Origin of the sequence: Maribacter sp. PR66, assembly GCF_028464205.1 — a bacterium.
Lineage (GTDB): Bacteria > Bacteroidota > Bacteroidia > Flavobacteriales > Flavobacteriaceae > Maribacter > Maribacter flavus.
The window spans coordinates 561,309-586,483 of record NZ_JAQPCH010000002.1 but is presented as its reverse complement, the minus strand read 5'-3'; the positions used below and the strand labels follow the sequence as shown (position 1 = coordinate 586,483).

The window sequence follows — 25,175 nt, the reverse complement described above, 5'->3', positions numbered from 1 at the left end:
AAACAAAAAACTACTTGCTTTGAGCACTATTCTTACCGTTAACAATCTTACCAAAAATTTTGGGTATTTAACCGCCGTAAAGGATTTGTCATTTTCCATTGAAAAGGGCAATGTATACGGTATTCTGGGGCCCAACGGAAGTGGAAAATCGACCACTTTGGGCATAGTCTTGAACGTGGTGAACAAAACCAGTGGGAACTTTTATTGGTTCGATGGAAATACCTCGACCCACCAGGCCTTAAAAAAAGTGGGTGCCATCATTGAGCGTCCCAATTTCTACCCGTATATGACTGCCGTACAAAACTTGAAACTTGTATGTAAGATCAAGGAAGTCGGCACCGATAAAATCGATGAGAAATTAGAGTTGGTGGGCCTTTTGGATAGAAAACACAGTAAGTTCAGCACCTATTCCCTGGGTATGAAACAGCGCTTGGCCATTGCATCGGCCCTTCTTAACGACCCTGAAATCCTGATTCTGGACGAGCCGACCAATGGCTTGGATCCACAGGGAATTCACCAAATCAGGCAAATCATCAAAAAAATAGCATCACAGGGCACCACCATATTACTGGCTTCCCATTTGTTGGACGAGGTGGAAAAAGTATGCAGTCATGTTATCATCCTAAGAAAAGGTGAAAAATTATATTCAGGCCCGGTCGATGGAATGATGGCCAGTTATGGATTCTTTGAACTGAAAGCCAACGACATGGACAAATTGTCCCAATCCCTTAAAACCAACAAAAAATTTGGGGATATAAAGCAAGAGAATGGATTGATCACCGCCTTCCCAACGGAAGAAATGGACGCCAAAACCCTGAACGAATCCCTTTTTTCAGAGGGTATCGTGCTTTCCCATTTGGTAAAAAGAAAGGAAAGTCTTGAGGAACAGTTCCTAACACTGACCAAGAATCAATCAAACTAACAGAAGACCATGATACGTTTATTAGAAATAGAATTCATAAAACTATGGAATAATAGGGCCAGCAAGGTGTTGATCATCTCCTATTTTTTTATCCTTACCTCCATCGCACTTGTTGCAGCGATTAAGTTCGATATTGGGCCTGTTAAGTTTCACTTGGCAGAAATCGGAATATTTAACTTCCCCTATATTTGGCACTTCAACACCTTCGTTACCGCCTTTTTTAAATTGTTTTTGGCCATAGTTATCGTATCCATGATGTCCAATGAGTACAGCAATAAGACCATAAAGCAAAATCTGATAGACGGACTATCCAAAAAAGAATTTATTCTTTCCAAGTTCCTGACAGTAGTATCCTTTTCCGTCATCTCTACTGTGTTTGTTTTCTTGGTCTCCTTAATATTAGGTCTTATATATTCAGATTATGACGAGTTTTCCATCATATTTTCCGATTTGGAATTTCTGGCAGCCTTCTTTTTTAAGTTGATGGGTTTTTTCTCCTTCTGTCTTTTCCTTGGGATTTTGGTAAAACGTTCTGCTTTTGCCCTAGGGTTTCTCATTTTATGGCAAATTTTCGAAGGAATAACGAGAGGTTTAATCCGCTGGAAATTATTTGATGGGGATACGACGGATGCAATAATGGGTTTTTTTCCTTTGCAATCGATGTTCAACCTAATCAAAGAACCTTTTACACGTTTGGAAGCTGTTCAAACGGTTGCGGACCAAGTTGGTGAATCCATAAAACTAAATTATCACGTGCATTGGTATGAATTCTTGATCGTGATTGCTTGGACTGCCATATTCATTTATCTTTCCTATGCTTTACTTAAAAAGCGTGACCTTTAAAATTTCGTGATATCGATGTTATATTGTATTTAACATCCATACTTAGCCTAAAATTTCATTTTGTAGTATATTGTATTGGTAAAAGCTATGAAAATGAAAAAGGGCGCATCAATATGTAGGGTATTGGCCATGCCAATACTTTTCCTAATAGCTTTTTGTTTCAACTTCAGAATCTATTCCCAAGAATGCCCTACCCTAATTTCCCCATTGGATGGTGATACTGACGTTCCTGTTGACAATCTAATCCAATGGACGGCCGTCGATGGTATCATAGGGTACTTGGTATCTTTAGGAACCACTCCCGGAGGGGGCGAAATCATAAACAGAAGATCCTCCGGCCTTAATAACTTTTATCAACCTGAAGTAGGTTTGCCTTCCAATACGGTGGTTTATGTAACCATCAGCCTATTTCTCCCGGATGCTCCCATTAAAGTCTGTCCCTTAAGAATATTTACAACGGAAACGGTTACGACAGCCCCGGATTGTACGGAATTGATTAATCCGCTTAATAATGAAAAAGATGTTCTGGTAAACGGCAACCTTAGATGGAATTATGCCACCGGGGCAACGGACTATAGACTTTCCGTAGGTACCTCTTCAGGGAACTATGATATTGTTGACAGTCAACTAACGGGAAATAGACTGGTGTATGGTTTTGGGGAACCTTTGGAATTGGACCAAGAATATTTCGTGTTGATAGTTCCTTTAAATGAAAATGGAGAGGCAACAGGATGCATCGAGGAGCGCTTTACAACAGGAATACCTACCGTAAGTTGCCAGGATTCCGATTTCCCTACGATTACCATACCGGACCAAATTGGACTTTGCGAAGATCAAGGGTTTGGCATCATTGACTCCAAGGATATTGCTAGGGGATACCGATGGATTTTTATCGATTCTGATGGATCCGAAACTATTCTCTCGGAAGATTCACAACTTAGATATGAAAGAGTGGGAGAATATAGACTGGAGCTTTATAATATCCTTAACCAGTTCGGTGGCGCCATTGAGTGTCCTGTTTCCAAAAATTTTGAAGTGGTTTATTCAGAAACACCGATAATTTCGGATGTCTTGATAACGCGGCAAAATTCAGGTTTAACATTGGACATCAGAACGGAGAGTAGCGGAAGTTTTGAATTTTCTCTGGATGGTCCAAATTCGAATTTTCAAGATAGTCCGATCTTTAGAAATGTGGAACCGGGGGAAAGAACCGTATATGTAAGAGACCGATATGGATGTGGAGTTGTGGAAAGAGCGATTGAAAAAGAACTTTCCCCACAGGATTTTCCCGTATTCTTTACCCCGAATGGCGATGGTTACAATGATTTTTGGCAATACAGAAAACCAGAGGATTCCAATGAAATACCCTATGAGGTCATTCATATTTTTGATCGTTACGGAAATTTTTTGGCGCAAATAGACCCAACCTCCACAGGTTGGAACGGTATTTTTAATGGGCGCGAAATGCCGGCATCTGATTATTGGTTCAGGGCAATTTCATTTACAAAGAAAGAGGTAAAAGGACATTTTACCCTCAAACGGTAGGTTGAACCTTAAATTCAACATAATATCATTCCTTTTTTGGCAAGAATTCTATTAACCAAGTTAACTATAGTTATAGTCTTTCGTACTTTTAGAGTATGAAATTTAACGTAGTATCGGAATTTAGTCCTACAGGAGATCAGCCCAATGCGATAAAACAACTTTCAAACGGTATCAAGGAGGGTGAAAAGTATCAGACCCTGCTGGGAGTAACCGGATCAGGTAAGACGTTTACCATTGCAAATGTTATCGAAGAAGTACAAAGGCCTACTTTGGTCTTGGCCCATAACAAGACCTTGGCGGCACAGCTTTATTCCGAGTTCAAACAGTTTTTTCCAAAAAATGCCATTGAATATTTTGTCTCGTATTACGACTATTATCAACCGGAAGCCTACATTCCCACAAGTGGAGTGTATATCGAAAAGGACCTTTCCATTAATGAGGATATCGAAAAACTAAGACTCAGTGCCACTTCCTCCTTATTGTCTGGAAGAAGGGACGTGCTGGTGGTAGCCTCCGTATCCTGCCTGTATGGTATTGGAAATCCCATCGAATTTCAAAAGAACGTGATTTCCATCCAAAAAGATCAGGTCATTTCCAGAACCAAGTTTTTACATCAGTTGGTACAAAGTCTTTATTCAAGGACTACGGCGGATTTCAGAAATGGAAATTTTAGGGTAAAGGGAGATGTAGTCGATGTCTTTCCAAGTTATGCGGACCACGCCTTCAGAATTCATTTTTTTGGGGATGAAATTGAGGAAATAGAAGCTTTTGACCCATTCAACAACACAATTTTGGAAGTGTATGATAGCCTGAATATCTATCCGGCCAACATGTTCGTGACCTCACAGTATGTTTTGCAAAATGCCATACACAACATTCAGGACGATTTGGTAAAACAAATCGATTATTTCAAGGAAATAGGAAAACCTCTTGAAGCCAAAAGACTGGAGGAGCGGACCAACTTTGACTTGGAAATGATCCGGGAATTGGGTTATTGCTCCGGTATCGAAAACTATTCGAGATATCTTGATGGTAGGGAACCGGGAACAAGGCCTTTCTGTTTGCTGGATTATTTCCCAAACGACTACCTTATGGTCATCGATGAAAGCCACGTAACCGTACCGCAGGTCCATGCCATGTACGGTGGCGACCGTTCCAGAAAGGTGAATTTGGTGGATTATGGCTTTAGATTGCCCGCTGCAATGGACAATAGACCCTTAAAGTTTGAGGAGTTCGAGGCACTACAAAATCAGGTCATTTATGTAAGTGCCACGCCTGCGGATTACGAATTGCAATTGAGCCAGGGTATCTATGTGGAGCAGGTGATTCGCCCTACCGGGTTGTTGGACCCTATCATTGAAGTCCGCCCAAGCCTGAATCAGATAGATGACTTAGTGGAGGAAATCCATCAACGTGTTGAACGGGACGAACGGATTTTGGTGACCACCCTTACAAAGAGGATGGCGGAAGAACTTGCCAAGTATTTGGACCGCATAAGTGTTCGATGCCGGTACATCCATAGCGACGTCGATACCCTGGAACGTGTGGAGATCATGCAGGACCTTAGAAAGGGTATTTTTGATGTACTCATTGGCGTCAATCTTTTGAGGGAAGGATTGGACCTACCAGAGGTTTCCTTGGTCGCAATTTTAGATGCCGACAAGGAAGGGTTTTTACGGAATAATAGATCCTTGACACAAACCGTTGGTCGCGCCGCCAGAAACCTACATGGAAAGGCGATAATGTATGCCGATAAGGTTACGGAAAGCATGCAAAAGACCATTGACGAAACAAATTACAGAAGGGAAAAACAGATACAGTATAATACCGAAAACAACATCACGCCAAAGGCCTTGAACAAAAATTTGGACAGCGTACTTTCCAAAAATTCGGTGTCGACCTATCATTACCAAAAAGAGGAATTGAGAGCGGCGGAACCCGATTTGGAATACCTTACCAAAGATCAATTGGATAAGCTTATCAGGGAAAAGAGAAAGGCCATGGAGAAGGCGGCAAAGGAGCTGGATTTTATGCAGGCGGCCAAACTAAGGGACGAAATAAAGGCGCTTCAGGAACAGGAAACCTAGGATTGCACTAAAAATTCCGTGTTTTCGATACTTATAAAGTAACCAATTATATAGAATCGATTAAAAATTTGATTTACAATTTTTTATAATTATTTTTAGACAAATCTAAAACGAAGTATTCCCCAATAATTAATATGAAAAAGTGGTTTTTCCTAGCGATTCTGACCTGCTTTATGGTATATCAAAAAAGTTGGTCCCAAAAAGTTTCGGCCGAAAAAATTGAAGCCATGACCGATGAAATCTTCGTTGAATCGGTTTTCAATTTACGACAATTTTTAACACTTCCAAACGATGGTAATTTTCCCGAACAGATAGCTGCAAATTTGACTTGGTGCGACAGTGCTTTTTCTGCGTTGAACTTCAGGACCCAGGTGATAGAAACAGCAGGTGCCCCGCTCCTATTCGCTGAAAAAATAGTTCGAAAAAAAGGGAAATCGGTTTTGTTCTATTTACAAATCGATGGGCAACCGGTAGACACTACAAAATGGTTTCAGCCCAATCCATTTAAACCGGTTCTGAAAGAAAAACAGCATGGAAAATGGGAAATCATCGACTTTGAAAAATTAAGGGAGGATGTTGATTTTGATTGGCGCATTTTTGCCCGCTCATCCTCAGATTCCAAAGGTCCCGCAATGTCCTTTTTGACCGCTTTGCAAATCCTGGATTTAAAGAAAATAAAACCCGAATTCAATATCAAGGTCATCATGGATTTTCAGGAAGAACTGGGCTCGCCCCACCTACCCAAAGCGGTTGCTCAAAACAGGGAACTTTTGGATGCGGAAATGCTGTTCATAATGGATGGCACAAGGCATCTATCCAACTTGCCAACACTAACGTATGGAGCAAGGGGCATCGCCACGGCGACCCTAAGGATTTTTGGCCCAAAATACGGATTGCATAGCGGACAGTATGGAAACTTTGCGCCAAATCCGGTTTTTGAGGCATCCCGACTCATTGCCAGTATGAAGGACGAAAAGGGCAAGGTAACCATACCGGGGTTTTACGAAGGTGTTCAGCTCACGGAAAGCGACAAGAGAAGTTTGGCCGCCATACCGGAAAATCTAGACAGCACCTTGGTAAACCTAGGTATTGCCGCCCCAGATGAAGTAGCGCCCACCTATCAGGAAGCATTGCAATATCCGTCTTTGAATATCAGGGGTATGAAGTCGGCATGGGTTGAAAAAGAAGTTCGGACCATAATTCCATCCGAAGTAATCATCGAAATCGATATGCGCTTGGTTCCAGAGACTCCGGGAGAACGACAGGTAATGCTTCTAAAGAAACATATTGAAAATTTTGGGTATCACCTCGTGGATTCCTTACCATCGATTGAGGAACGGGCAACCTACCCTAAACTGGCATCTTTCAAGTATCGATTGGGGTCGCAACCGTTTCGGACGGATATGGATAGCGCAATTGGCCTTTTTCTAAATAGTGCTATGAGCAGAGTGTTTGGTAACAATATCGTAAATATGCGTACCACCGGCGGCTCACAACCCATGGCCCCATTTATAAAAACCTTGGAAATACCCGCAGTATCCATTCGCATTCCGAATCCTGACAATGCCATCCACGGGCCCAACGAGAATTTACGTTTGGGAAATTACAGGGAAGGTATCATGAGCTGCTTGGCCATTCTCACGGAAAAACTGGAGTAAATAAATACCTAAGGGAACGCCCACTAGGCAACCATAGAAAACCAAATGACAGATTTGAGGTAAGCCCTGCGGTATTGATTCTATTGACGGCACCAATAAAAAAGTGCCCTGATCTCTCAGGACACTTTTCAACTAACCAACTCAACCAAACATCATGAAATCCATTGAAGGATTGCACAATTCTTTTATGATAATTCTATCATTCTCTTAGGCTTTGGCAACGCCTCTTCTTTTTTCGGCAAGGCAAATCGCAATATTCCATTCTCATAGGAAGCATCGATTTTATCCGCATCAACGGATTCAGGAAGTGTGAAGGACCTCTTGAAAGAAGCGTATCCAAATTCCCTCCTCGTGTAATTACCTTCCTTCGTCTCGTTCTCTGTTTTTACTTCGGAGGAAATCGTTAAAAGATTGTCATCAATCTCAATGTTAAAATCCTCTTTCTTCCTTCCGGGAACCGACATTTCCAATTCAAACCCGGTTTCATTTTCTTTAATGTTCACTGCTGGAACGGTACTGTTGAAATTTTCCATTCCACCAAACCAATCAGGTTTGAAAATCTCGTTCATCAATGAAGGAAACAACACGTCATTTCTTTTAATTAGGTTCATAACTTTTATATTTTTTTAGATTAAACTTTGTTACGCCTAGCATAAGACAAATCCTATACCACTGAAACTTTTATGTCAATATGTCCTAATTACTCAAAGCAATGATGTCAATATGACATTATTTTATTTTTTGAGTTCGTTTAAAATGCTTTTTAAGTAAGGTATTGTCAGCCCTCTGACTAGATTTATAGCAACATAAATCAATGAACCGAATCAAGAATATATTTTACAGGGTACGAAGTAAGATCGCTTTCTATCCCACAATTATTTCGGTTACCGGAATATTGGTCGCCTTCCTGTTTATTTATCTGGAACAGAGGGGCATTTCCAAATACCTAATGGACATGGCCCCAGGTCTCGTCATTGAAAATACGGAAACCGCAAGAACGCTTTTAAGCACGTTGATCGGCGGGTTGATTTCCTTGATGGTATTCAGTTTTTCCATGGTTATGATATTACTGAACCAAGCCTCCAGCAACTTTTCCCCTAGAGTGCTGCCTGGTATAATTTCCGATGAGAAACACCAAATTGTATTGGGGCTTTATCTGGCCGTGATTCTATACAATATTTTCATTCTGGTCTCTATTGAACCGACCGACCCCTCCTACCAAACCCCGGGATTTTCGGTACTGATTGCCATTATTCTAACGGTTCTATGTTTGGCTTCCTTTATCTATTTCATTCACAACATATCCCAATCCATACAGGTTGGAACGATTCTTTACGCCATCCACTCTAGAACCAAGAAAAGTCTATTGGAAGTTTTGGAGACCGAAGTAAAAAACGCTATCGATTTTCCAGAGATGCACGATTGGGCGGCTTTAAAACTGGACAAAACGGGCTATTTTCAGGGCGCACTTAAAGATGATTTGTTGGATATCTGTCTTGAGAACGAACTAAAAATCGCCTTTATAATCCGAAAAGGCCAGTTTATCCTGAGTAATCAAGTAGGAATTTTAACGAACAAATCCATTTCGGAAGAAATTAAAGCAAAGATTTTCAAGTGCTTGATCATCTCTAAGGAAGAACTTACAGGTGATAATTATCTTTATGGTTTTCGGCAAATTTCCGAAATCGGCATAAAGGCCATGTCCCCGGGAATCAATGACCCCGGGACCGCCCTAAATAGTATCGACTACCTTACGGAATTGTTCACCTTTCTCATGCAAACCAGGGATTTTGAATATTTAAGCAACGAGGATGGAACAAATCAGGTGCGATTCATACGAAATACCTTTCCTGAAGTGCTGTACAATGTCTTGGCAACCTACAGGCCCTATTGCGCCCACGATATCATGGTCACCGGCAAACTATTGAACATGCTCTCTTTATTACGCCAAAGAACGGTTAATTCACAACAAAGCGATGCCATAGTATTGGAAACGGATAATCTAAAAAAGGATATGGAAAAAATGATAAAAAACCAACGGGACCTTACCCAACTGAGGGATGGATTTCATGTATGGTCCTAATTATAATGTGCCTTGAAAATATTGATGATTATCTCTGGCGGAACTATTTTGTTGGGGTACTCGTGCATAATGGACAACACCTGCTCAATGGCCGATGGCGGCAGCCCCATACGTAGGCCAATATCATGTAAGCGCTCAATCTCCTTGAGGTTATTTTCATCATCGATGTTCATCAATAGAATCAACCGATTGAATTGGACCAACCGTTCCGCTTGGGATTTTGGAATTATGTGCTCCACTTCTCTTTGAAAAAGCCCATCGAACTCCCTTTTACTCACTTCAAGGCTCTGTGCCACATTAAAAAGAAAATCATATTCCGATTGCTTTAAGGTATTATCAACCCTGGCAAAAGCGATCATTTCAGAGAGAATACTCAATTTTTCCTTTAAGGTGTTCACTGCAATTCCTTTATACATTTATTTCTATGGAGATAACAACAAAATTGAAAGAATAGTATAGTTTAATCTATGAAAAACAGTTATTTAACAAATATGATCGGGTTTCCCGTTCAACGGATTCTTTTATGTCCATGTACAGCGATCAGGAACCAATAATAATGATAACTTGCATGAAATTTAAAGTTTATGACAAACAACGATATATTTAAAAAATTGAGGGTTGCCCTAAAGCTTCGGGATGACGAAATTGTGGAAATCCTGACCCTGGTCGACTTTAAGATTTCAAAAAGTGAATTGGGTGCTTTTTTTAGAAAGGAGGACCACCCAAACTATATGGAATGTGGTGATCAAATACTTCGTAATTTCCTGAACGGACTTGTCATATACCTGAGAGGGACCCGGGAAAATCCTAAAAATCCAGGTGAAGTTCTCTTGGACAAGGAACCCACCAAGAATTTCGACAAAACCAAAAGTTTTAAAAAACAACAATTGAAAAACGTGGATACCAACTTAAGTCACGGAAAATACAAGAACAAAAAAAAATCCTGATGCTGGCATCAGGATTTTTTGTTTGATTTCTAAATTGTTAAGAGGCAATCCTCACAGGCACGGTATAAAGCTTACCTTCCTCCACATTCGAAACGTCCACTTTTTGGTAGTTCAACCTTCCCTTCACAAATCGCTCCAAATTTACGGATTCCGTATCCACGGATAACACAACGATTTCCCCTGCACTGTTCAAGGTGAACCGTACTTGTGCAGTAAGGTCGGACTCCATTTCAGTAAAGGAATTGTTTTCCAACATTTTGGTAATTTGATTGGAAAGACTCTTTTCAGGTTCAACACCTGTTGCATCGTTGGCTAAAACATTTCCTGTTGCTAATAGCAAAGCTGCTACAAAAACTAAACTTAATTTTCTCATGACTTGTTGTTTTTTGACTTCCATTTCTGAAAGTTGATTAATAATTGATTGATGATGATTTACTAAAAAGACGCCTCAAAAATGAGAATGTTACAACAGAACATCGTTTTAACATTTTTTTAATCAAAATCATCGCTTCTAATAGCAAGTCAAAGTTACATTGAAAAGGTTTGCTGTGACGGTTACTGACAAGTCTTAACCAAATCTTCAAATGAGTAAGCCGGCGATGAACCTAAATTTAAAATAGGCATTTCCACATGCATGGGATTCCCTTAAGGGAGTTAAAAAAGGTTTCGATTATTGTCAACCTTTCAATAAATGTTGTGCAAAATTTGCGGCAAATTCGCGTTAACAATAAAAAAAAGGCAATGTTACGGTAACATTGCCTTTCTATAAAAAATATTCTTTAGGAATACTTATTTCAATACTTCCTCCACTTTATCGGCAGCTTCCTTGAACTGTACCGCGGAATGGACCGCTAATCCAGAATTGTCAATAATCTCCTTGGCCAACTCCGCATTGGTCCCTTGCAAACGCACGATAATGGGAACCTTGATACTATCGCCCATATTCTTATAGGCATCTACTACACCTTGGGCGACCCTGTCACAACGCACGATTCCTCCAAAAATATTGATAAGGATTGCCTTTACGTTGGGATCCTTTAGAATAATCCTAAAAGCTTCTTCCACCCTTTTGGCATCGGCGGTACCGCCAACATCCAAGAAGTTTGCAGGCTCACCTCCGGCCATTTTGATCAAATCCATGGTAGCCATTGCCAAACCGGCACCATTTACCATACATCCCACGTTTCCATCCAAATCCACGTAGTTTAGACCTACGGCCCTTGCTTCGACCTCGATTGGATTTTCTTCCCGCAAATCCCTCATTTCGGCATATTGCTTTCTGCGATAAAGCGCGTTGTCATCAATGGAAACCTTAGCATCCACCGCCATAATCTTATCATCGGATGTTTTCAAAACAGGGTTGATTTCGAACATACTGGAATCGCTCTGTACATAGGCCTTGTACAAGGCCGAAACAAATTTGGTCATTTCCTTAAATGCGGTTCCTGATAGGCCCAAATTGAAGGCTATTTTTCTCGCTTGGAAACCAAGAAGTCCCGTTGCTGGGTCGATCTCCTCGGTAAAAATCAAATGCGGTGTCTTTTCGGCCACTTCTTCTATATCCATACCGCCTTCGGTAGAATACATGATCATATTTCTGCCTGTACTCCTGTTTAATAAGACCGACATATAAAATTCACTGGTTTCACTATCACCGGGATAGTAAACATCCTCGGCCACCAAAACCTGATGTACTTTTTTACCCTCGGCGGAAGTTTGAGGAGTGACCAGGTTCATACCTATAATTTGTCCTGCAAGCTCCTCGACCTCCTTCAAATTTTTGGCCAATTTAACGCCACCACCTTTTCCGCGACCACCGGCGTGAACCTGCGCTTTGACCACATGCCATCCGGTTCCCGTTTCCGCTGTCAATTGTTTGGCCGCGTCAACCGCTTCCTTGGCACTATGCGCTACGATTCCTCTTTGTATGCGAACGCCAAAACTTGATAATATCTCTTTTCCTTGATATTCGTGAAGGTTCATATTAGGGTAGTTTTATTTGTTGGGCAAAAATAGGAAAGACAGGGTAATTATTGAAAATTAAACTTGATTAAATGAATAAGGTCCTGCCAATTCGTTCAAACTTGTCCACATTAACTTTCAATATTTTTGAAATCCAAGGGGTCAAAATTCTTAAAATGGCCGTTCAATTCAATAATTTTCCGGGTTCTTTCCACTTGGGATAGCACATTGATCGTTGTCACCAGATGGTTATAAATAAATTCCAGTCGCTCCTGTTCCTTGGATATTTTTAATAACTGGTATTCTTGTTCATAGGAAAGCCCTATTTTATGTGCCAACACAAAACTATTGTACTTGGCCAGGTCAATCGGTGTGTTTGGAAGTTCCATAATCGCATAAAGTTCCCGAATCTTTTTCACCACCTCTGCCTTATAACTGGCCGGACAGATATAATCATGCTCCAATAATTCCACAAGTCCGCCAGGGTATAGCTTCTCCCCCATTTGCGGCTCAAATAGAACGACCTTAAATACTTGTCTGGCCACACATACAACATCCATCTCCCCTCCTTCATAAGTGTTGACCACTTCTACCAGTTGCACCTCCGTCCCGTACTCCAATCGATTGTTATGGAAAACCGGTATTCCAAAGGTAATGGCCTCTTCCCTACAATCCTGGATCAGCTGTTTGTACCTGGGCTCAAAAATATGCAAGGGCACAGTTTCGCCGGGAAAGAAAACGGATTTTAAAGGAAAAAGAGGTAGTTTCATTAAAATATAAATGATGTGATTATCAATGCAGTTTATTAACCCATTGATACTTTATGAAAAACTGAATTTCTTTCTAAATTACAAAGCTTGTATATAGCATACAAGCAAAAGATGGATTTTACTGTTACATTTGACACATTTTGTTGTATTATTCTATTTTACAGGCTAAATATTTGTGGGAATCCTTTGTTACTACTAGCTTTGTCAAAAATATATCGCTATGAACAATGTGGATTTACTGAAAATCGCCAAAACGTACGGAGACCCCGTCTACGTTTATGACTCCGAAAAAATAACCTCCCAGTTCAATAGGCTTACCAAAGCCTTTGGTACCGTAAAGAAATTGAAGTTGAATTACGCTGCCAAGGCTCTATCCAATATCACCATTTTAAAATTGATGAACAGTTTGGGAAGTGGCCTGGATACCGTATCCATTCAGGAAGTACAACTGGGTCTATTGGCAGGTTTTAAACCAGAGTCCATCATTTTCACCCCCAACGGCGTCTCTTTGGAAGAAATTGAGGAGGCGGCCAAATTGGGCGTTCGGATCAACATTGACAACCTTTCCATCTTGGAACAGTTTGGTAGCAAGCATCCGGACATTCCGGTTTGTATCCGGATAAATCCGCATGTAATGGCTGGAGGAAACTCGAAAATATCCGTAGGCCATATCGATTCCAAATTCGGTATAAGCATACATCAAATACCGCATTTATTGCGAATTGTGGAGCTTACTAAAATGAATATCAACGGAATACACATGCATACCGGAAGCGATATTTTGGACATCGATGTATTCCTCTACGCTTCGGAAATCCTTTTTGAAACCGCCAAAAACTTTAAAAATTTGGATTTTATCGATTTTGGAAGTGGATTCAAGGTTCCCTATAAAGAAGGCGATATTGAGACGAACGTTGAGGAACTGGGAAAAAAGTTGGGTTCAAGATTCAATGAATTCTGCAAAGAATATGGCAAAGACCTTACCCTGGCCTTCGAGCCCGGAAAATTCCTCGTAAGTGAAGCCGGATTCTTTTTGGCCAAAGTGAACGTTGTAAAACAAACTACCTCTACCGTTTTTGCCAGTGTGGATACGGGCTTCAATCACTTGATCAGGCCCATGCTCTATGGGGCTACCCATTCCATTGAAAACATTTCCAATCCGGAGGGAAGGGAGCGCTATTATTCGGTGGTGGGCTACATCTGCGAAACGGACACTTTTGCTAGCAACAGAAGAATCAATGAGATATCAGAAGGGGATATTCTGTGTTTCAAGAATGCGGGAGCCTATTGCTTTACCATGGCCAGCAATTACAATTCCAGGTTTAGACCGCCGGAAGTTTTATGGCACAAAGGTCAGGCGATTTTGATACGGGAACGTGAGACCTTTGACGATTTAATTAAGAATCAGGTAGATGTAAAGGACTTATTTGCGGTAAAGCAACCTGAGAAAGTGAAATAAAGACCCAAAAAAAACGTTAGCTTTGGTATAATTGTTGGACTAACTCCATAACAAGTATGAACTCTAGCGTTTCCTTACATATCAAAAATCTATTTTTAGTCGCGTTTTTATTGATTTCTGCTGGGTCGCAGGCCCAAGAGGTGAAATGGCTTTCTTGGAACGAAGCCGCAGAATTGGCAGCTACGGATAAAAATCCAAAAAAAGTATTTGTCGATGTCTACACCGATTGGTGCGGATGGTGCAAAAAAATGGATAAGGATACATTCCAAAACCCGGAAGTGGCCGCCTACATGACGGAAAACTTCTACATGGTCAAGCTTGACGGCGAAGGTGCGGAGCCTATAGAATTCAAGGGAAAAACCTATAAGTTTGTGCCATCGGGTAGAAAAGGCTACCATGAGCTTGCAGCAGCCCTAATGCAGGGAAGATTAAGCTATCCTACCACCATATTCCTTGATGAAAAATTCAATATGCTTTCACCAGTACCCGGCTACCAAAAACCGGAACCTTTCCTAAATATCGCCCGATACTTTGGTGAGGATATTTATAAGGAAAAGGATTGGAAAACCTACGCTGAAGCGGGAAAATAAGTTGCTACAGTATTGCTGTGACCAAAAAACCCAAATAGGTTCCCAAGGCATTTCCCAAAGTCCCAACCAATATTGCCGGAAGCACAAGTTCTTGGCGCCCAAAGGTCTCCGCTAAGGCAATCGCAGAAGCTCCACCTCCAACATTTGCCTGACTTGCTATGGCCACCATATCCCAATCCCTTAAAAAAAGACCACCAAGAAGCACAATAATGACACCATGTAAGAAAACGGCCAACACGGTAAAGGAGAAAAGGATTAATCCTACTTCCTTAAGTTGAACCACGGCATCAATTTCACAATAAGCACCTATAACGGCTAGAAATAGATATACGGTATATAGACCAAGGGTTTGGGCTCCTTTTATTTTTTCGACGAAAGGAAATTGGGCCATTACAATCCCCAAGGTTGAAATGATGAGAATACTGGGTATCCTAGGTATTAATGTGTGTAAAACATCCGAGAGTAGATAGGCCCCCACACCCAAAAAAACGATAAGGCTTAACTCTTCTAATGTCAGTGGTTCCGTGGTACCCTGCTGCTCCTTCAAGGGTTCCTTTTCCAGTATGCGCCGATCCGCTATAAACCTTCTTAGCACGTGCGGAAGGGCAATGGTCGCCATGATCCATAGTGCCGTTATCACATTGTCCACGGCAATGGTACCCGCATATAACAACCCATTTTCCTGAAAACCATATATAAGGGCCACCGCATTAAAATTGACACTCCCTCCCGTGTAGGTACCCGTTAGCATCCCCGCCAAAACTTTGGCTTCCGGGCCCAACACGCCTTGGGGACCAACAATGACCCAGGCAAGAAGAATACCTGCCACCGTTGCCAAAGAACCGAATAAAAACAATAGCAACATGGGTACACCTGCTTTTTTAATGGCCCTAATATTTGCTCCTAGAAGAAGGTAGAAAATGGAAATCGGGGCCAAGTAGGTAAATACTGCATCATATAAAGGTATACTGTTGGATGCGGAAGGAATTATTTGGAGGTTGGCACAAACTGCGGTAAACAATATAACCAAAAGGGCTCCTCCCAATGGTTTGCCCCAAGAGGTCTTGGCCGCCCTGACCGATAGCCAAACCATTAGACAAAGTACGGCGAATACGAAAAGGGGTTGGTTGGTGAAGTTCATTTTGCACAAGATACTAAAAAGTTCGTGGTATATTCCCAACATCTGAAACCGAACCAAAGATGACTTGTACCATGGAATTTTAATCGCTACTTTTCTATCTCAAAATCAATTTATGCGTTACACCTTCCTACTTGGTATCATACTAATAGTTTCTTGCAAACCGAATGGCAGCAACCCTATACAAGCTGAACCAGGGGTGTCTTTGGAATTGGCTCAAGAACGGTCCGAGACCTTCAAAAACATACAGTATAAACTCCATTTTCACATACCGGATTCCTTGGAAAAACCCATATTCGCCAGTGAAACACTGACATTTGAACTTCTGGGCAGTAAGGATTTCTATTTGGATTTTAAGGAGCATCCAGATCATTTAAAAAAAATCGTGGTCAATGGAAGACCCATTGAAATCCAGCACCAAAACGAGCACATCAGAATTCCAAAGTCCAATTTGGTAAAGGGGAAAAACTCCTTGGAAATCGATTTTTTAGCCGGTGAACTTTCACTAAACAGAAATGAAGACTATCTATACACCCTTCTGGTACCAGATCGGGCACGAACGCTTTTTCCCTGCTTTGACCAGCCTAATTTAAAAGCTACCTACTCGCTGACAATTACCGCCCCTGAAAACTGGAAAGTACTCTGTGCCGCTCCAGAAATTGACCAGTTCACCAAAAACGGATGTACGGAACATCGGTTTGGGGAGTCGGACAAAATGAGCACGTATCTTTTTTCCTTCGTGGCGGGAAAGTTTAAATCCGAAGAAATGGCCATAGCCAATTTTCCTATGAAAATGTTATATCGGGAAACCGATGAAGAAAAAATCAGTTATAGTATCGATTCCATTTTCCAGTTGCACCACAGTTCCAAAGTGTTTCTCGAATCCTATACCGATTTTCCCTTCCCCTTTCAAAAACTCGATTTTGCCACGATTCCAGGCTTTCAATACGGCGGTATGGAACATGTGGGGGCCATTCAATACAAGGAAAGTTCCCTTTTTTTGGATGGCAGCGCTACGGAAAACAGAAAACTGGGCAGGGCCAAACTGATTGCCCATGAAACTTCCCATATGTGGTTTGGGGATTTGGTAACCATGGACTGGTTCAATGATGTTTGGATGAAGGAAGTTTTTGCCAACTTCATGGCGGATAAAATCGTAAATCCCGCGTTTCCTTCCATAAACCATGAATTGGCATTTATGGTGGGCCATTACCCAAGTGCATACGGTGAAGACCGTACAAAAGGTACGAATCCAATCAGGCAAGAATTGAAAAACCTCAACAATGCGGGTTCGCTTTATGGCAGTATCATCTATAACAAGGCGCCCATTATGATGCGACAGTTGGAAGCGGTCTTGGGTAAGGAAAACTTTCAAAAAGGTATTCAGGAATACATAAAAACCTATCAAAATTCGAATGCGAATTGGAACGACCTCGTGAAGATTTTGGATAACCGTACGGATATAGACCTCCTTTCTTGGAGCGAGGTCTGGGTAAATAGTTCCGGTAGGCCCATTTTCAAGGATAGTATAACATATACGGAGGTCGGCAAGATTTCCTCTTTGGAATTGATACAAATGGCCGAAGATGCTTCGGACCAAATTTGGCCCCAGATTTTTGAGATTTCCTTGGTCTATCCCGATTCCATCCTAAGAATTCCGGTGGAATTTACCGGAGACAAACTGGAAATCACCGAGGCCTTTGGACTTCAGAAACCACTCGCAGTCCTTTATAATTCCGATGGTATGGGATATGGCGTATTTCCAATACATCCGAAAGCTTTTGAGACCATAGCTATGATGGGTGATGAAGTCGCTAGAGGTTCCTTGTACATAAACGCCTATGAAAATGCATTAAATGGAACTACAAAACCTTTGGAGCTACTCCATTTTTATGAAAACCGATTGTATCTGGAAGGGAATGAATTGTTAGCGAATTTGTTATCGGGGTATTTGAGAAACCTGTTCTGGAAATACCTATCGGAAGAGGAACGTCGCTTGGAGCAATCCAAAATAACGGATAATTTGTGGTCCCAATTGCAAAAGGACCTTACCCCTAACAAGAAAAAGACCTTGTTCTCGACCTTCCAGTCGGTGGCTTACACAGGAGCTTCCTTCCAACAGTTGTACGATATTTGGTCCAAAAAAATCGAAATATCCAATCTTCGACTGAACAAGGATGACTTTACCGAAATGGCCTTGGACCTAGCACTCTATCAACATCCTGAATCACAGGAAATTTTGCAAACGGCTAAAAACGCCCTTGACAATCCGGACAAATTGGAACGCTTCAACTTCCTGCTACCTTCCGTTTCACAGGATGCATCGGTAAAAAGCGACTTTATGGAATCCATGAAACTTGAAAAGAACCGTTCAAAGGAAGTTTGGACAGCATCGGCATTGAATAATATTAATCATCCCCTCCACCAAGAATTTGCCTTGAAACATCTTAGGCCCAGTCTAAACCTTTTGGATGAAATACAACAAACAGGCGATATTTTCTTTCCAAAACGCTGGTTGAGCAGCACCATAGGTAATCATACCTCAAACGAAGCCTACGAAATCATGCAGGAATATTTGAAGGATAATCCGGAACTAAACCCCTCCCTTAAAAACAAGTTATGGCAAGCCGCCGATGACCTTCGAAGGGTTCAACTTCTAAACAAAAGGATAATCCAATAAACTAAAATAGGATATCAGTTGACATTAATCAACAGTTATAGTGGAAATACCCCATCTAACTGCCGAGTTGTTCTCCTCGTCGGCCTTAACTATTACGTAAAACTGGGAACCTGCGGAATTAAAAAAGCCAAAATACCCGTGAGACGAGAAAAGGGAAAAATTGCCATTCGTATCCGTTCCTAAAAACTTTGGCAACTCTATTTCGCCTTGGAAGTTGTAAAAATCTTCGGTGTATTTTTTAACAACACCTCCAGGTTTATAATCCCAATCCCATAACCCTTCGTCTACGATAGTATATATTACATTTGCTTCTGCATGGGAATCCATAGTCGAAATACGTTTTCCTTGCTCACCTAATAATTTTCCGCTATATGTCATATCATTCGTTTGATTCTCTGAAGCGTTAAATACATTCCTGGCCCTAGAAAATAATTTATCCCCAGATTCAGATATCCAAATATTTCCGCTAAATTCAAAATCACCGTGATATGGAGAATCGTAAAGATAATGTGCAGTCCCTCCAGAAATGTCATACTTTTCAAAATCGGACGGGGAAAGACCATTATCTGCGCCATAAATATAACTGCCGCTAGGATGCAACTTGGCCCTAGTCCCCGCATAAATGGTATTTCCTGTGTTTTGTGTCTCATTTCCAGTGGACAAATCAATACACCTAATACGTTCATGCTGATCTACACGTGGAAAGGCATATGCCCAATTGTTTGGTCCCAAAACAATATCAAATACGTCCGTTGTGACGCTGTACATTTGAATCAATTCCATAGATGATAAATTTATATAGGAAATATATCCATCATGACCAACTACGGCTAAATTACCATCTTGACTAATAGATACGCTGGTAGGCGGTAAGTTCAAATCCAATGATTGAATTCCCTGAGAAACTGGATTAATATTAAGAATTTGGTTTGGAAATTCTGAAACCGCAATTATTTTGTCATAATTTCGATCATATTCAGCATCCACAATTTGACCATTATCCAATATCCATTTTTCCTCTTTATAGGCCTTTATATTGACAGGCAGCTCCAAAGCGTTCTGTTGATTATTTCCAATATTTAAAGAATATTCATAGATATTCGTTTCTAACTCGGTTCTATCAACAGTTGAGGTTACCAAAATAGAATCACCTATAGCCAAAAAACCTGAGTCTGGAGAAACTGTTAAATAATCATTTTGATTATTAATGGTCCAATTAAAGTCCAAACCACCTGAATTTTTAATGTAAAACTCGGTTGAATCTTCTTGATAATCAAATTCCAGAATGCTCTTTGATATGGCCATTTGAGAAATTTGAGGAGTTTCTATAAATACCGATACATCCATCAACTTTTTACCAGCCGAACTTGAAATTATTTCTACCGAACCAGTGTTCCAACCAACGTTTAAACCGGAAACCTCCGTGGTAACCAAAATTTCATCAATCGTACCGTCCAAAATACCACTGGAAGGAGAAAAAGAAATCCAGTTTGGCTTACTACCTATTCGCCACTCGAGTCTTCCTTCAGGTTGGGAAGAAATAAAAATGGTACCTGATTCACCTTGTAACAACTCCAAATTGTTCGGAGAAACTATCAACTGTAAATCTTTGCCTATATCTGAATCATTTTCATTAGAACACGATAGGAGAAAGAATATTCCACAAAGAAATTTAATTGCAAAAAAGGGCTTACTTTTTCCCATATAGTTTTATACTAATTTATCAATCAAACGAGGAATAAGGAAGAATATTTTGAGCAGCTACCTCTAAAGATAATCTTCTATAATAATCCAAATAATCTACCTACTATAATTAGGAGATTCCTTGGTAATGGTCACATCATGTGGATGGCTCTCGTTGATTCCGCTCGCTGTAATCTTTACGAATCGACCTGTCTCCTTTAATGTCGCGATGTCCTTGGCCCCACAGTAGCCCATCCCGGCCCTAAGCCCGCCAACAAATTGATGGATGCTTTCGAACAAGTCACCTTTATAGGGAACCCTACCCACAATGCCCTCAGGAACCAATTTTTTGATATCGTCCTCCACATCCTGAAAGTAACGGTCCTTGCTACCTTGCTTCATGGCTTCCACGGAGCCCATGCCCCTATAACTTTTGAATTTTCGGCCTTCGTAGATAATGGTTTCCCCGGGGGACTCCTTCGTTCCAGCCAAAAGCGAACCTAACATAACAGTGTCCGCACCTGCGGCAATAGCCTTGGGAATATCGCCTGTGTAACGAATACCGCCATCTGCAATAACGGGAACCCCGGAACCTTTAATGGCTGCAGCGACCTCCAACACGGCCGAGAATTGTGGAAATCCTACTCCGGCCACGACCCTCGTGGTACAAATAGAGCCAGGACCAATCCCGACTTTGACGGCATCGGCACCAGCATCCACCAAATATTTTGCAGCTTCGCCCGTGGCAATATTCCCCACGATCACATCCAGATCCGGAAATTTCTTTTTGACTTCCTTTAGTATGGTAACCACGCCTTTCGTATGTCCGTGGGCGGTATCGATAACAACGGCATCCACTCCGGCATTCACCAAGGCCTCCGCGCGATCCACGGCATCCATGGTCACCCCCAAAGCCGCAGCAACGCGCAAACGGCCATACTGGTCCTTGTTGGCAATGGGCTTTTGGGTAAGTTTGGTGATGTCCCTAAAGGTGATGAGACCGATTAATTTGTTGTTCTTGTCTACGACCGGAAGTTTTTCAATTTTGTGCTCCTGTAAGATGTCCTCAGCTTCGGATAGGGAAGTTCCTTCCCCCGCGGTGACCAAGTTCTCCGAGGTCATTACCTCCGAAATGGGTCGGTCATTATTCTTTTCGAATCGTAAATCCCTATTTGTTACGATTCCAATCAGCTTGCCTTCATCATCCACAATGGGAATTCCGCCAATACTGTGTTCCTTCATATTGGCCTTGGCATCCTTGACCGTGGAATGCAACGGCATGGTCACGGGATCCAAGATCATTCCACTTTCCGCCCTTTTGACCTTCCTCACTTTAAGGGCCTGCTGCTCTATCGTCATGTTTTTGTGAAGCACCCCTATGCCGCCTTCTTGCGCGATTGCAATTGCCATGCGGGATTCGGTCACGGTATCCATCGCCGCAGAAATTATGGGGACATTGATGGTTATATTTCGGGTGAACTTGGATTGGATATTTACTTCGCGGGGCAGTACTTCTGAATACGCAGGTACCAAAAGTACGTCGTCATACGTAAGGCCTTCTCCAAGAATTTTATTAAGGTGGGCTTCCATGCAATTAAGGATTTAATTGCGTGCAAATATACGCTTTTTAATTGGGATAATTCATTCGATAGAAAGGGGTATTCAATCAAAGTAGCTACGAAAGGTACCCTAATCTTGAAAATCCTAAAAAAAGCGTTCATTCATTCCTATTTTTTAAGTCAAATTAATGTAACCGACATAAAAAAACCGAGCAATTCAAGGAGAATTACTCGGTCATAAGGAATCCTATCAACCTATTTTATTCCAGCGCTGTTTCGCCCTCGTTGGGATTGTACACATAATTGAAGGTATAAACCCTGGATTCATTTAAAAATGCATCCGGCTCCGCAGGTGCGTCCCTATAATAACTTATAATCTCGACCTTGGCAAATTTCCCATCATGGGTCCTAAATACCAAAATCCTGCCCGGAATAGGGGTCACCGTAAAGGTGGCCGGATTGTAATTGTACCATCCTTCGCCGCTTCCCGCAGGTACGGCAAAGGAACCTGCCGCATCCTGATCAAAGGAGAGTCCATCGGCACTTGTGATATCGGAAAAAATCCCATTTTGTACCGTTGCCCCACCATTGCCGTTCCTCGTAGGCTCCTCATTGGTACCCGTAGCCGTACCGCCATTCACCGCTATGGTCGTACCTCGAAAGGCAATGTCCCAATCCGTTTCACTGTCCGTAACGGCCCCGGTCTCAAAACTAAATTTTGTAAATGGGCCTCCTATGGGTTGTCCCTGCCCCCCTGTTTGTGGGGCTTCTAAATTAGACACGGTGTCCGAAACCAGATTGGATAGGACCGTAAAGGTGGCTGCCGATGTTTTTCTGAACCCGTTCGCCGATATTTCAATCTGTCCGGAAGTTGCCCCGGATGGAACCGTAGTTACAATTTCGGTAGTGGAGACCGAAGTAACAGTGGCCGGAATTCCATTGAATGAAACTGAAATATTGGAAGCGTCCGATGGAAAATCGGTTCCGGTAATTCTAATTTCGGTACCCACGGTGCCGGATTCTGGTGAAATAGTGGTTACCGTAAATTCCGATACCGCGTCGCCATCATCATCGCTACAGGCCAAAAAGGAAAAAACCACCATTAGAAAGGTAAAAAGTTTTAACGTTGTTTTCATAAAAATCTAAATTTAAAATGTAATGTTTAATCGAGTGAATAATTGAATACCAGGATTTATCAGAACCTCGTTATCCTGTAAAGCGAGGGGGTTGCTCCCCTTAAAGTCCAAAAGATTGTTGGCTCCCAACTGTAGCTGGTAATGCTTGAAGAGGGTTTTTCCCAAGGATAGGTTCACCAAGGAATACCCGTCCACAAAACTGTTGTCAAAATCGTCCAGAAGGTCGTTCCCGTTTCTATCGGTAAGTCCGAACTTGCTCCTATAAACGACCCTTAAATTGGCATTGGCATCCCATTTTGGGATTTCATAAAATACCTTGAAATTAAAGGTGTGGCGGGAACGGTTTTCCAGACCAAAGTACTGGCTTCGCTCCAAACGCACGGTCTGTAGGGTTTCCGGGTCGCGCGCAAAAACGTTCCCTTGTACTAAGGCATCTTCCTGGTCCTTATCATAGGCGAATAGTAGTTGATATCCACCGGAAAGACTCAGGTTTTTAATGCCGTTGAATTTAATATCGGTTTCAAGTCCCTGCGTGTACACCCGTTCCCGATTGATATAGCCAAAAACGTTCTGACCGTTGGTCTTGGAGGCAAGGATTTGGGTGTCGATAAGATTCGTGAAATCGTTGCGGAACAGGTTGACCTCGGTCGTTAATTTTCCCGATTTTAGGGTCATGCCCAAATTATATCCAATGGAACTTTCCGCATTGAGCCGTTGACCCAATTGGGCAGGGTTTACGGCCAAATTGGCAATCTCACCATTTTCCTGCAATCGCTGAATGCCCTGTGCTTCCACTTCCTTGCCAAAAACAGAGTACCCCCCACCCGATGCATTGGTAAAATCGAGGTACAACTGCCTAAAATCCGGGGCCTTGAAACCGCTGCCCACGGAACCTTTGACGGCAAGGCTTGGCGATATTTCATACCGCGCCGAAAGTTTAGGGCTCAGTTGGGAATTGTATTCGCTGTGATTGTCAAACCGAATGCCCGCAATCACATTTAGGCCTTCCAAAGGCGTAAAATCATACTGGGAAAAGACATATTGCGAAAAAAAGGAAACGTTATTGGCGAAAAGGTTTCGCTGTAAGGTTTCCAAATTGCCCCCTACGCCCAGTGTAAAGGTGTTTTCCCCAAATTTTTGGTTAAACCTTACCTCTGGACGGAACAGTTTCTGATTGAAGTCGTTCGCCAAAAGCACCTCATCGGTCAAAATATCCAACGATTCCTCATCGGTTATATAATTGGTATAGTAAAGTTCATATTGTAGATTCGTTTTGGAAGAAGGGTCGTGATTAGCCCGTACCAATAGGTTTAAATCCTGTTCCATGCTGGTACTGGGGGCTATGTCAAAGTCCTGATGAAAGAATCGGCCAGAGACGAAGAAATCAAGTTTTTCCGATGCATCGTAGAAAAGGCGGCCGCTCAACGTATAGTTGTCAAAAGGATTTACCGTCTGCCCTACATCACCGGAGGCTAGGTCATAACCATCCGTGCTGAGCCTATCCACAAAAAAGGAATAACCAAGGTCCTCCTTACGTTGGTTGATGCTAAAATTACTGTTATGATGGTTGAACGTGGCCATGCGATGGCTTAGCTGTCCGCTGATGTTCTCTGATGAAGGCTTTTCAGTAATAATATTGATGACGCCCCCAAGGGCTTCGGAACCAAAGAGACTACTAGAGGGGCCTTTGACCACCTCGATCTGCTTGATGTTGCCAATGGCAAACCGACTCAGATCCAAATTGCCAGAACTGCGCCCCACTACGGGAACACCATCGATCAAAACCAATACGTAATCCGAGGCAATTCCTTGTATTTGTACTCCTTCGCCCCCGCCAACGGTGGCATCGGGAGTCATGATGATTCCCGTTTGTTCGTTCAAAATCTCGTCTAACCGAGTAACCCCTGTTTGCTCCAATTGGGTTTTAGGAATCAAGGTTACCGGCAAGGGCAGTGAGGATAATTGTCTAACCGTTCTGGTAGCTGTGACTACTACCTCCTCCAAATCTTGTGTCAGAATGGAGTCTCTTCTTTCTTCCACCTGTCCTATGGTGAATGTTAGGTAAAGCGTGAAAAAAATTAACGTTAAATTATTTTTATTTAGACTCATTCTG

At 41.9% G+C, this 25,175-nt stretch carries 20 protein-coding genes; 10 read left to right on the top strand and 10 right to left on the bottom strand.

Annotated elements, in window-relative coordinates; all coding sequences use genetic code 11:
- Nucleotides 1–19 precede the first annotated feature (19 nt).
- The 5 genes from PP181_RS07475 to PP181_RS07455 all read left to right on the top strand — a co-directional run bounded on the left by PP181_RS07475 (nucleotide 20) and on the right by PP181_RS07455 (nucleotide 7,055).
- On the top strand, nucleotides 20–922 hold the full coding sequence (locus PP181_RS07475) for an ABC transporter ATP-binding protein (protein ID WP_138257574.1): 903 nt from the start codon (nucleotides 20–22) through the stop codon (nucleotides 920–922).
- Between the two features lie 9 nt (nucleotides 923–931).
- Nucleotides 932–1,765 (top strand): ABC transporter permease, encoded by an 834-nt coding sequence (locus tag PP181_RS07470; protein WP_272636603.1) that lies wholly within the window; start codon nucleotides 932–934, stop codon nucleotides 1,763–1,765.
- A 93-nt stretch (nucleotides 1,766–1,858) separates the two neighbouring features.
- A complete protein-coding gene (locus tag PP181_RS07465) occupies nucleotides 1,859–3,310 on the top strand; it encodes a T9SS type B sorting domain-containing protein (RefSeq protein ID WP_272636602.1) in 1,452 nt (483 codons plus the stop codon).
- Between the two features lie 95 nt (nucleotides 3,311–3,405).
- Complete coding sequence (gene uvrB / locus PP181_RS07460; protein ID WP_272636601.1) at nucleotides 3,406–5,397, top strand: excinuclease ABC subunit UvrB; 1,992 nt, start codon at nucleotides 3,406–3,408, stop codon at nucleotides 5,395–5,397.
- A gap of 134 nt (nucleotides 5,398–5,531) precedes the next feature.
- The gene (locus tag PP181_RS07455; RefSeq protein WP_154916790.1) at nucleotides 5,532–7,055 is read left to right on the top strand and encodes a M20/M25/M40 family metallo-hydrolase; all 1,524 of its coding nucleotides are present in this window, start codon (nucleotides 5,532–5,534) and stop codon (nucleotides 7,053–7,055) included.
- A 185-nt stretch (nucleotides 7,056–7,240) separates the two neighbouring features.
- Here PP181_RS07455 and PP181_RS07450 read toward each other — a convergent pair whose 3' ends face one another.
- The gene (locus tag PP181_RS07450) at nucleotides 7,241–7,666 is read right to left on the bottom strand and encodes an Hsp20/alpha crystallin family protein (RefSeq protein WP_138257569.1); all 426 of its coding nucleotides are present in this window, start codon (nucleotides 7,664–7,666) and stop codon (nucleotides 7,241–7,243) included.
- Nucleotides 7,667–7,869: 203 nt separating this feature from the next.
- Between PP181_RS07450 and PP181_RS07445 the strand changes: the two genes are divergently transcribed.
- Nucleotides 7,870–9,138: a DUF2254 domain-containing protein gene (locus PP181_RS07445; protein WP_272636600.1), complete on the top strand. Its 1,269-nt coding sequence runs from the start codon at nucleotides 7,870–7,872 to the stop codon at nucleotides 9,136–9,138.
- Here PP181_RS07445 and PP181_RS07440 read toward each other — a convergent pair.
- Nucleotides 9,135–9,554 carry a TerB family tellurite resistance protein gene (locus tag PP181_RS07440; RefSeq protein ID WP_246160783.1) on the bottom strand — a complete coding sequence of 140 codons (420 nt, stop codon included), beginning with the start codon at nucleotides 9,552–9,554 and terminating at the stop codon, nucleotides 9,135–9,137. The genes PP181_RS07445 and PP181_RS07440 overlap by 4 nt on opposite strands.
- 168 nt (nucleotides 9,555–9,722) lie before the next feature.
- On the opposite strand from PP181_RS07440, the gene PP181_RS07435 reads away from it, so the two are divergent.
- Nucleotides 9,723–10,085 carry a DUF1456 family protein gene (locus PP181_RS07435; RefSeq protein ID WP_272636599.1) on the top strand — a complete coding sequence of 121 codons (363 nt, stop codon included), beginning with the start codon at nucleotides 9,723–9,725 and terminating at the stop codon, nucleotides 10,083–10,085.
- Nucleotides 10,086–10,122: 37 nt separating this feature from the next.
- Here PP181_RS07435 and PP181_RS07430 read toward each other — a convergent pair whose 3' ends face one another.
- The 3 genes from PP181_RS07430 to PP181_RS07420 form a co-directional block, all read right to left on the bottom strand.
- Nucleotides 10,123–10,458 (bottom strand): hypothetical protein, encoded by a 336-nt coding sequence (locus PP181_RS07430; protein ID WP_138257566.1) that lies wholly within the window; start codon nucleotides 10,456–10,458, stop codon nucleotides 10,123–10,125.
- A gap of 416 nt (nucleotides 10,459–10,874) precedes the next feature.
- Nucleotides 10,875–12,068 carry an ADP-forming succinate--CoA ligase subunit beta gene (gene sucC / locus PP181_RS07425; protein WP_272636598.1) on the bottom strand — a complete coding sequence of 398 codons (1,194 nt, stop codon included), beginning with the start codon at nucleotides 12,066–12,068 and terminating at the stop codon, nucleotides 10,875–10,877.
- A 110-nt stretch (nucleotides 12,069–12,178) separates the two neighbouring features.
- On the bottom strand, nucleotides 12,179–12,817 hold the full coding sequence (locus tag PP181_RS07420) for an LON peptidase substrate-binding domain-containing protein (RefSeq protein WP_272636597.1): 639 nt from the start codon (nucleotides 12,815–12,817) through the stop codon (nucleotides 12,179–12,181).
- Nucleotides 12,818–13,037: 220 nt separating this feature from the next.
- Here PP181_RS07420 and lysA point away from each other — a divergent pair, with 220 nt between their 5' ends.
- A complete protein-coding gene (gene lysA / locus PP181_RS07415; protein ID WP_272636596.1) occupies nucleotides 13,038–14,276 on the top strand; it encodes a diaminopimelate decarboxylase in 1,239 nt (412 codons plus the stop codon).
- Between the two features lie 56 nt (nucleotides 14,277–14,332).
- A complete protein-coding gene (locus tag PP181_RS07410; protein WP_138257562.1) occupies nucleotides 14,333–14,866 on the top strand; it encodes a thioredoxin family protein in 534 nt (177 codons plus the stop codon).
- 4 nt (nucleotides 14,867–14,870) lie between these two features.
- On the opposite strand, the gene PP181_RS07405 is transcribed toward PP181_RS07410, so the two are convergent.
- Nucleotides 14,871–16,007: a DUF819 family protein gene (locus tag PP181_RS07405; RefSeq protein ID WP_154916794.1), complete on the bottom strand. Its 1,137-nt coding sequence runs from the start codon at nucleotides 16,005–16,007 to the stop codon at nucleotides 14,871–14,873.
- A gap of 112 nt (nucleotides 16,008–16,119) precedes the next feature.
- Here PP181_RS07405 and PP181_RS07400 point away from each other — a divergent pair, with 112 nt between their 5' ends.
- On the top strand, nucleotides 16,120–18,684 hold the full coding sequence (locus tag PP181_RS07400) for a M1 family metallopeptidase (RefSeq protein ID WP_272636595.1): 2,565 nt from the start codon (nucleotides 16,120–16,122) through the stop codon (nucleotides 18,682–18,684).
- A gap of 24 nt (nucleotides 18,685–18,708) precedes the next feature.
- Here PP181_RS07400 and PP181_RS07395 read toward each other — a convergent pair whose 3' ends face one another.
- The 4 genes from PP181_RS07395 to PP181_RS07380 all read right to left on the bottom strand — a co-directional run bounded on the left by PP181_RS07395 (nucleotide 18,709) and on the right by PP181_RS07380 (nucleotide 25,171).
- Nucleotides 18,709–20,388, bottom strand: coding sequence for a BACON domain-containing protein (locus PP181_RS07395; protein WP_154916796.1), 1,680 nt, complete (start codon nucleotides 20,386–20,388; stop codon nucleotides 18,709–18,711).
- Between the two features lie 96 nt (nucleotides 20,389–20,484).
- A complete protein-coding gene (gene guaB, locus PP181_RS07390) occupies nucleotides 20,485–21,957 on the bottom strand; it encodes an IMP dehydrogenase (protein WP_154916797.1) in 1,473 nt (490 codons plus the stop codon).
- Nucleotides 21,958–22,186: 229 nt separating this feature from the next.
- Nucleotides 22,187–23,062 (bottom strand): IPT/TIG domain-containing protein, encoded by an 876-nt coding sequence (locus tag PP181_RS07385; RefSeq protein WP_246160784.1) that lies wholly within the window; start codon nucleotides 23,060–23,062, stop codon nucleotides 22,187–22,189.
- Nucleotides 23,063–23,074: 12 nt separating this feature from the next.
- Nucleotides 23,075–25,171, bottom strand: a complete 2,097-nt coding sequence (locus tag PP181_RS07380) for a TonB-dependent receptor plug domain-containing protein (protein ID WP_272636594.1) — start codon at nucleotides 25,169–25,171, stop codon at nucleotides 23,075–23,077.
- Nucleotides 25,172–25,175: the final 4 nt, after the last annotated feature.

What these genes read in the sequence shown, in the direction of transcription:
- PP181_RS07470 (WP_272636603.1), top strand. Translation starts at nt 932, where the DNA reads ATGATACGTTTATTAGAAATAGAATTCATAAAACTATGGAATAATAGG.
- PP181_RS07465 (WP_272636602.1), top strand. Translation starts at nt 1,859, where the DNA reads ATGAAAAAGGGCGCATCAATATGTAGGGTATTGGCCATGCCAATACTT.
- uvrB (WP_272636601.1), top strand. Translation starts at nt 3,406, where the DNA reads ATGAAATTTAACGTAGTATCGGAATTTAGTCCTACAGGAGATCAGCCC.
- PP181_RS07455 (WP_154916790.1), top strand. Translation starts at nt 5,532, where the DNA reads ATGAAAAAGTGGTTTTTCCTAGCGATTCTGACCTGCTTTATGGTATAT.
- PP181_RS07450 (WP_138257569.1), bottom strand. Translation starts at nt 7,666, where the DNA reads ATGAACCTAATTAAAAGAAATGACGTGTTGTTTCCTTCATTGATGAAC.
- PP181_RS07445 (WP_272636600.1), top strand. Translation starts at nt 7,870, where the DNA reads ATGAACCGAATCAAGAATATATTTTACAGGGTACGAAGTAAGATCGCT.
- PP181_RS07440 (WP_246160783.1), bottom strand. Translation starts at nt 9,554, where the DNA reads ATGTATAAAGGAATTGCAGTGAACACCTTAAAGGAAAAATTGAGTATT.
- PP181_RS07435 (WP_272636599.1), top strand. Translation starts at nt 9,723, where the DNA reads ATGACAAACAACGATATATTTAAAAAATTGAGGGTTGCCCTAAAGCTT.
- PP181_RS07430 (WP_138257566.1), bottom strand. Translation starts at nt 10,458, where the DNA reads ATGAGAAAATTAAGTTTAGTTTTTGTAGCAGCTTTGCTATTAGCAACA.
- sucC (WP_272636598.1), bottom strand. Translation starts at nt 12,068, where the DNA reads ATGAACCTTCACGAATATCAAGGAAAAGAGATATTATCAAGTTTTGGC.
- PP181_RS07420 (WP_272636597.1), bottom strand. Translation starts at nt 12,817, where the DNA reads ATGAAACTACCTCTTTTTCCTTTAAAATCCGTTTTCTTTCCCGGCGAA.
- lysA (WP_272636596.1), top strand. Translation starts at nt 13,038, where the DNA reads ATGAACAATGTGGATTTACTGAAAATCGCCAAAACGTACGGAGACCCC.
- PP181_RS07410 (WP_138257562.1), top strand. Translation starts at nt 14,333, where the DNA reads ATGAACTCTAGCGTTTCCTTACATATCAAAAATCTATTTTTAGTCGCG.
- PP181_RS07405 (WP_154916794.1), bottom strand. Translation starts at nt 16,007, where the DNA reads ATGAACTTCACCAACCAACCCCTTTTCGTATTCGCCGTACTTTGTCTA.
- PP181_RS07400 (WP_272636595.1), top strand. Translation starts at nt 16,120, where the DNA reads ATGCGTTACACCTTCCTACTTGGTATCATACTAATAGTTTCTTGCAAA.
- PP181_RS07395 (WP_154916796.1), bottom strand. Translation starts at nt 20,388, where the DNA reads ATGGGAAAAAGTAAGCCCTTTTTTGCAATTAAATTTCTTTGTGGAATA.
- guaB (WP_154916797.1), bottom strand. Translation starts at nt 21,957, where the DNA reads ATGGAAGCCCACCTTAATAAAATTCTTGGAGAAGGCCTTACGTATGAC.
- PP181_RS07385 (WP_246160784.1), bottom strand. Translation starts at nt 23,062, where the DNA reads ATGAAAACAACGTTAAAACTTTTTACCTTTCTAATGGTGGTTTTTTCC.
- PP181_RS07380 (WP_272636594.1), bottom strand. Translation starts at nt 25,171, where the DNA reads ATGAGTCTAAATAAAAATAATTTAACGTTAATTTTTTTCACGCTTTAC.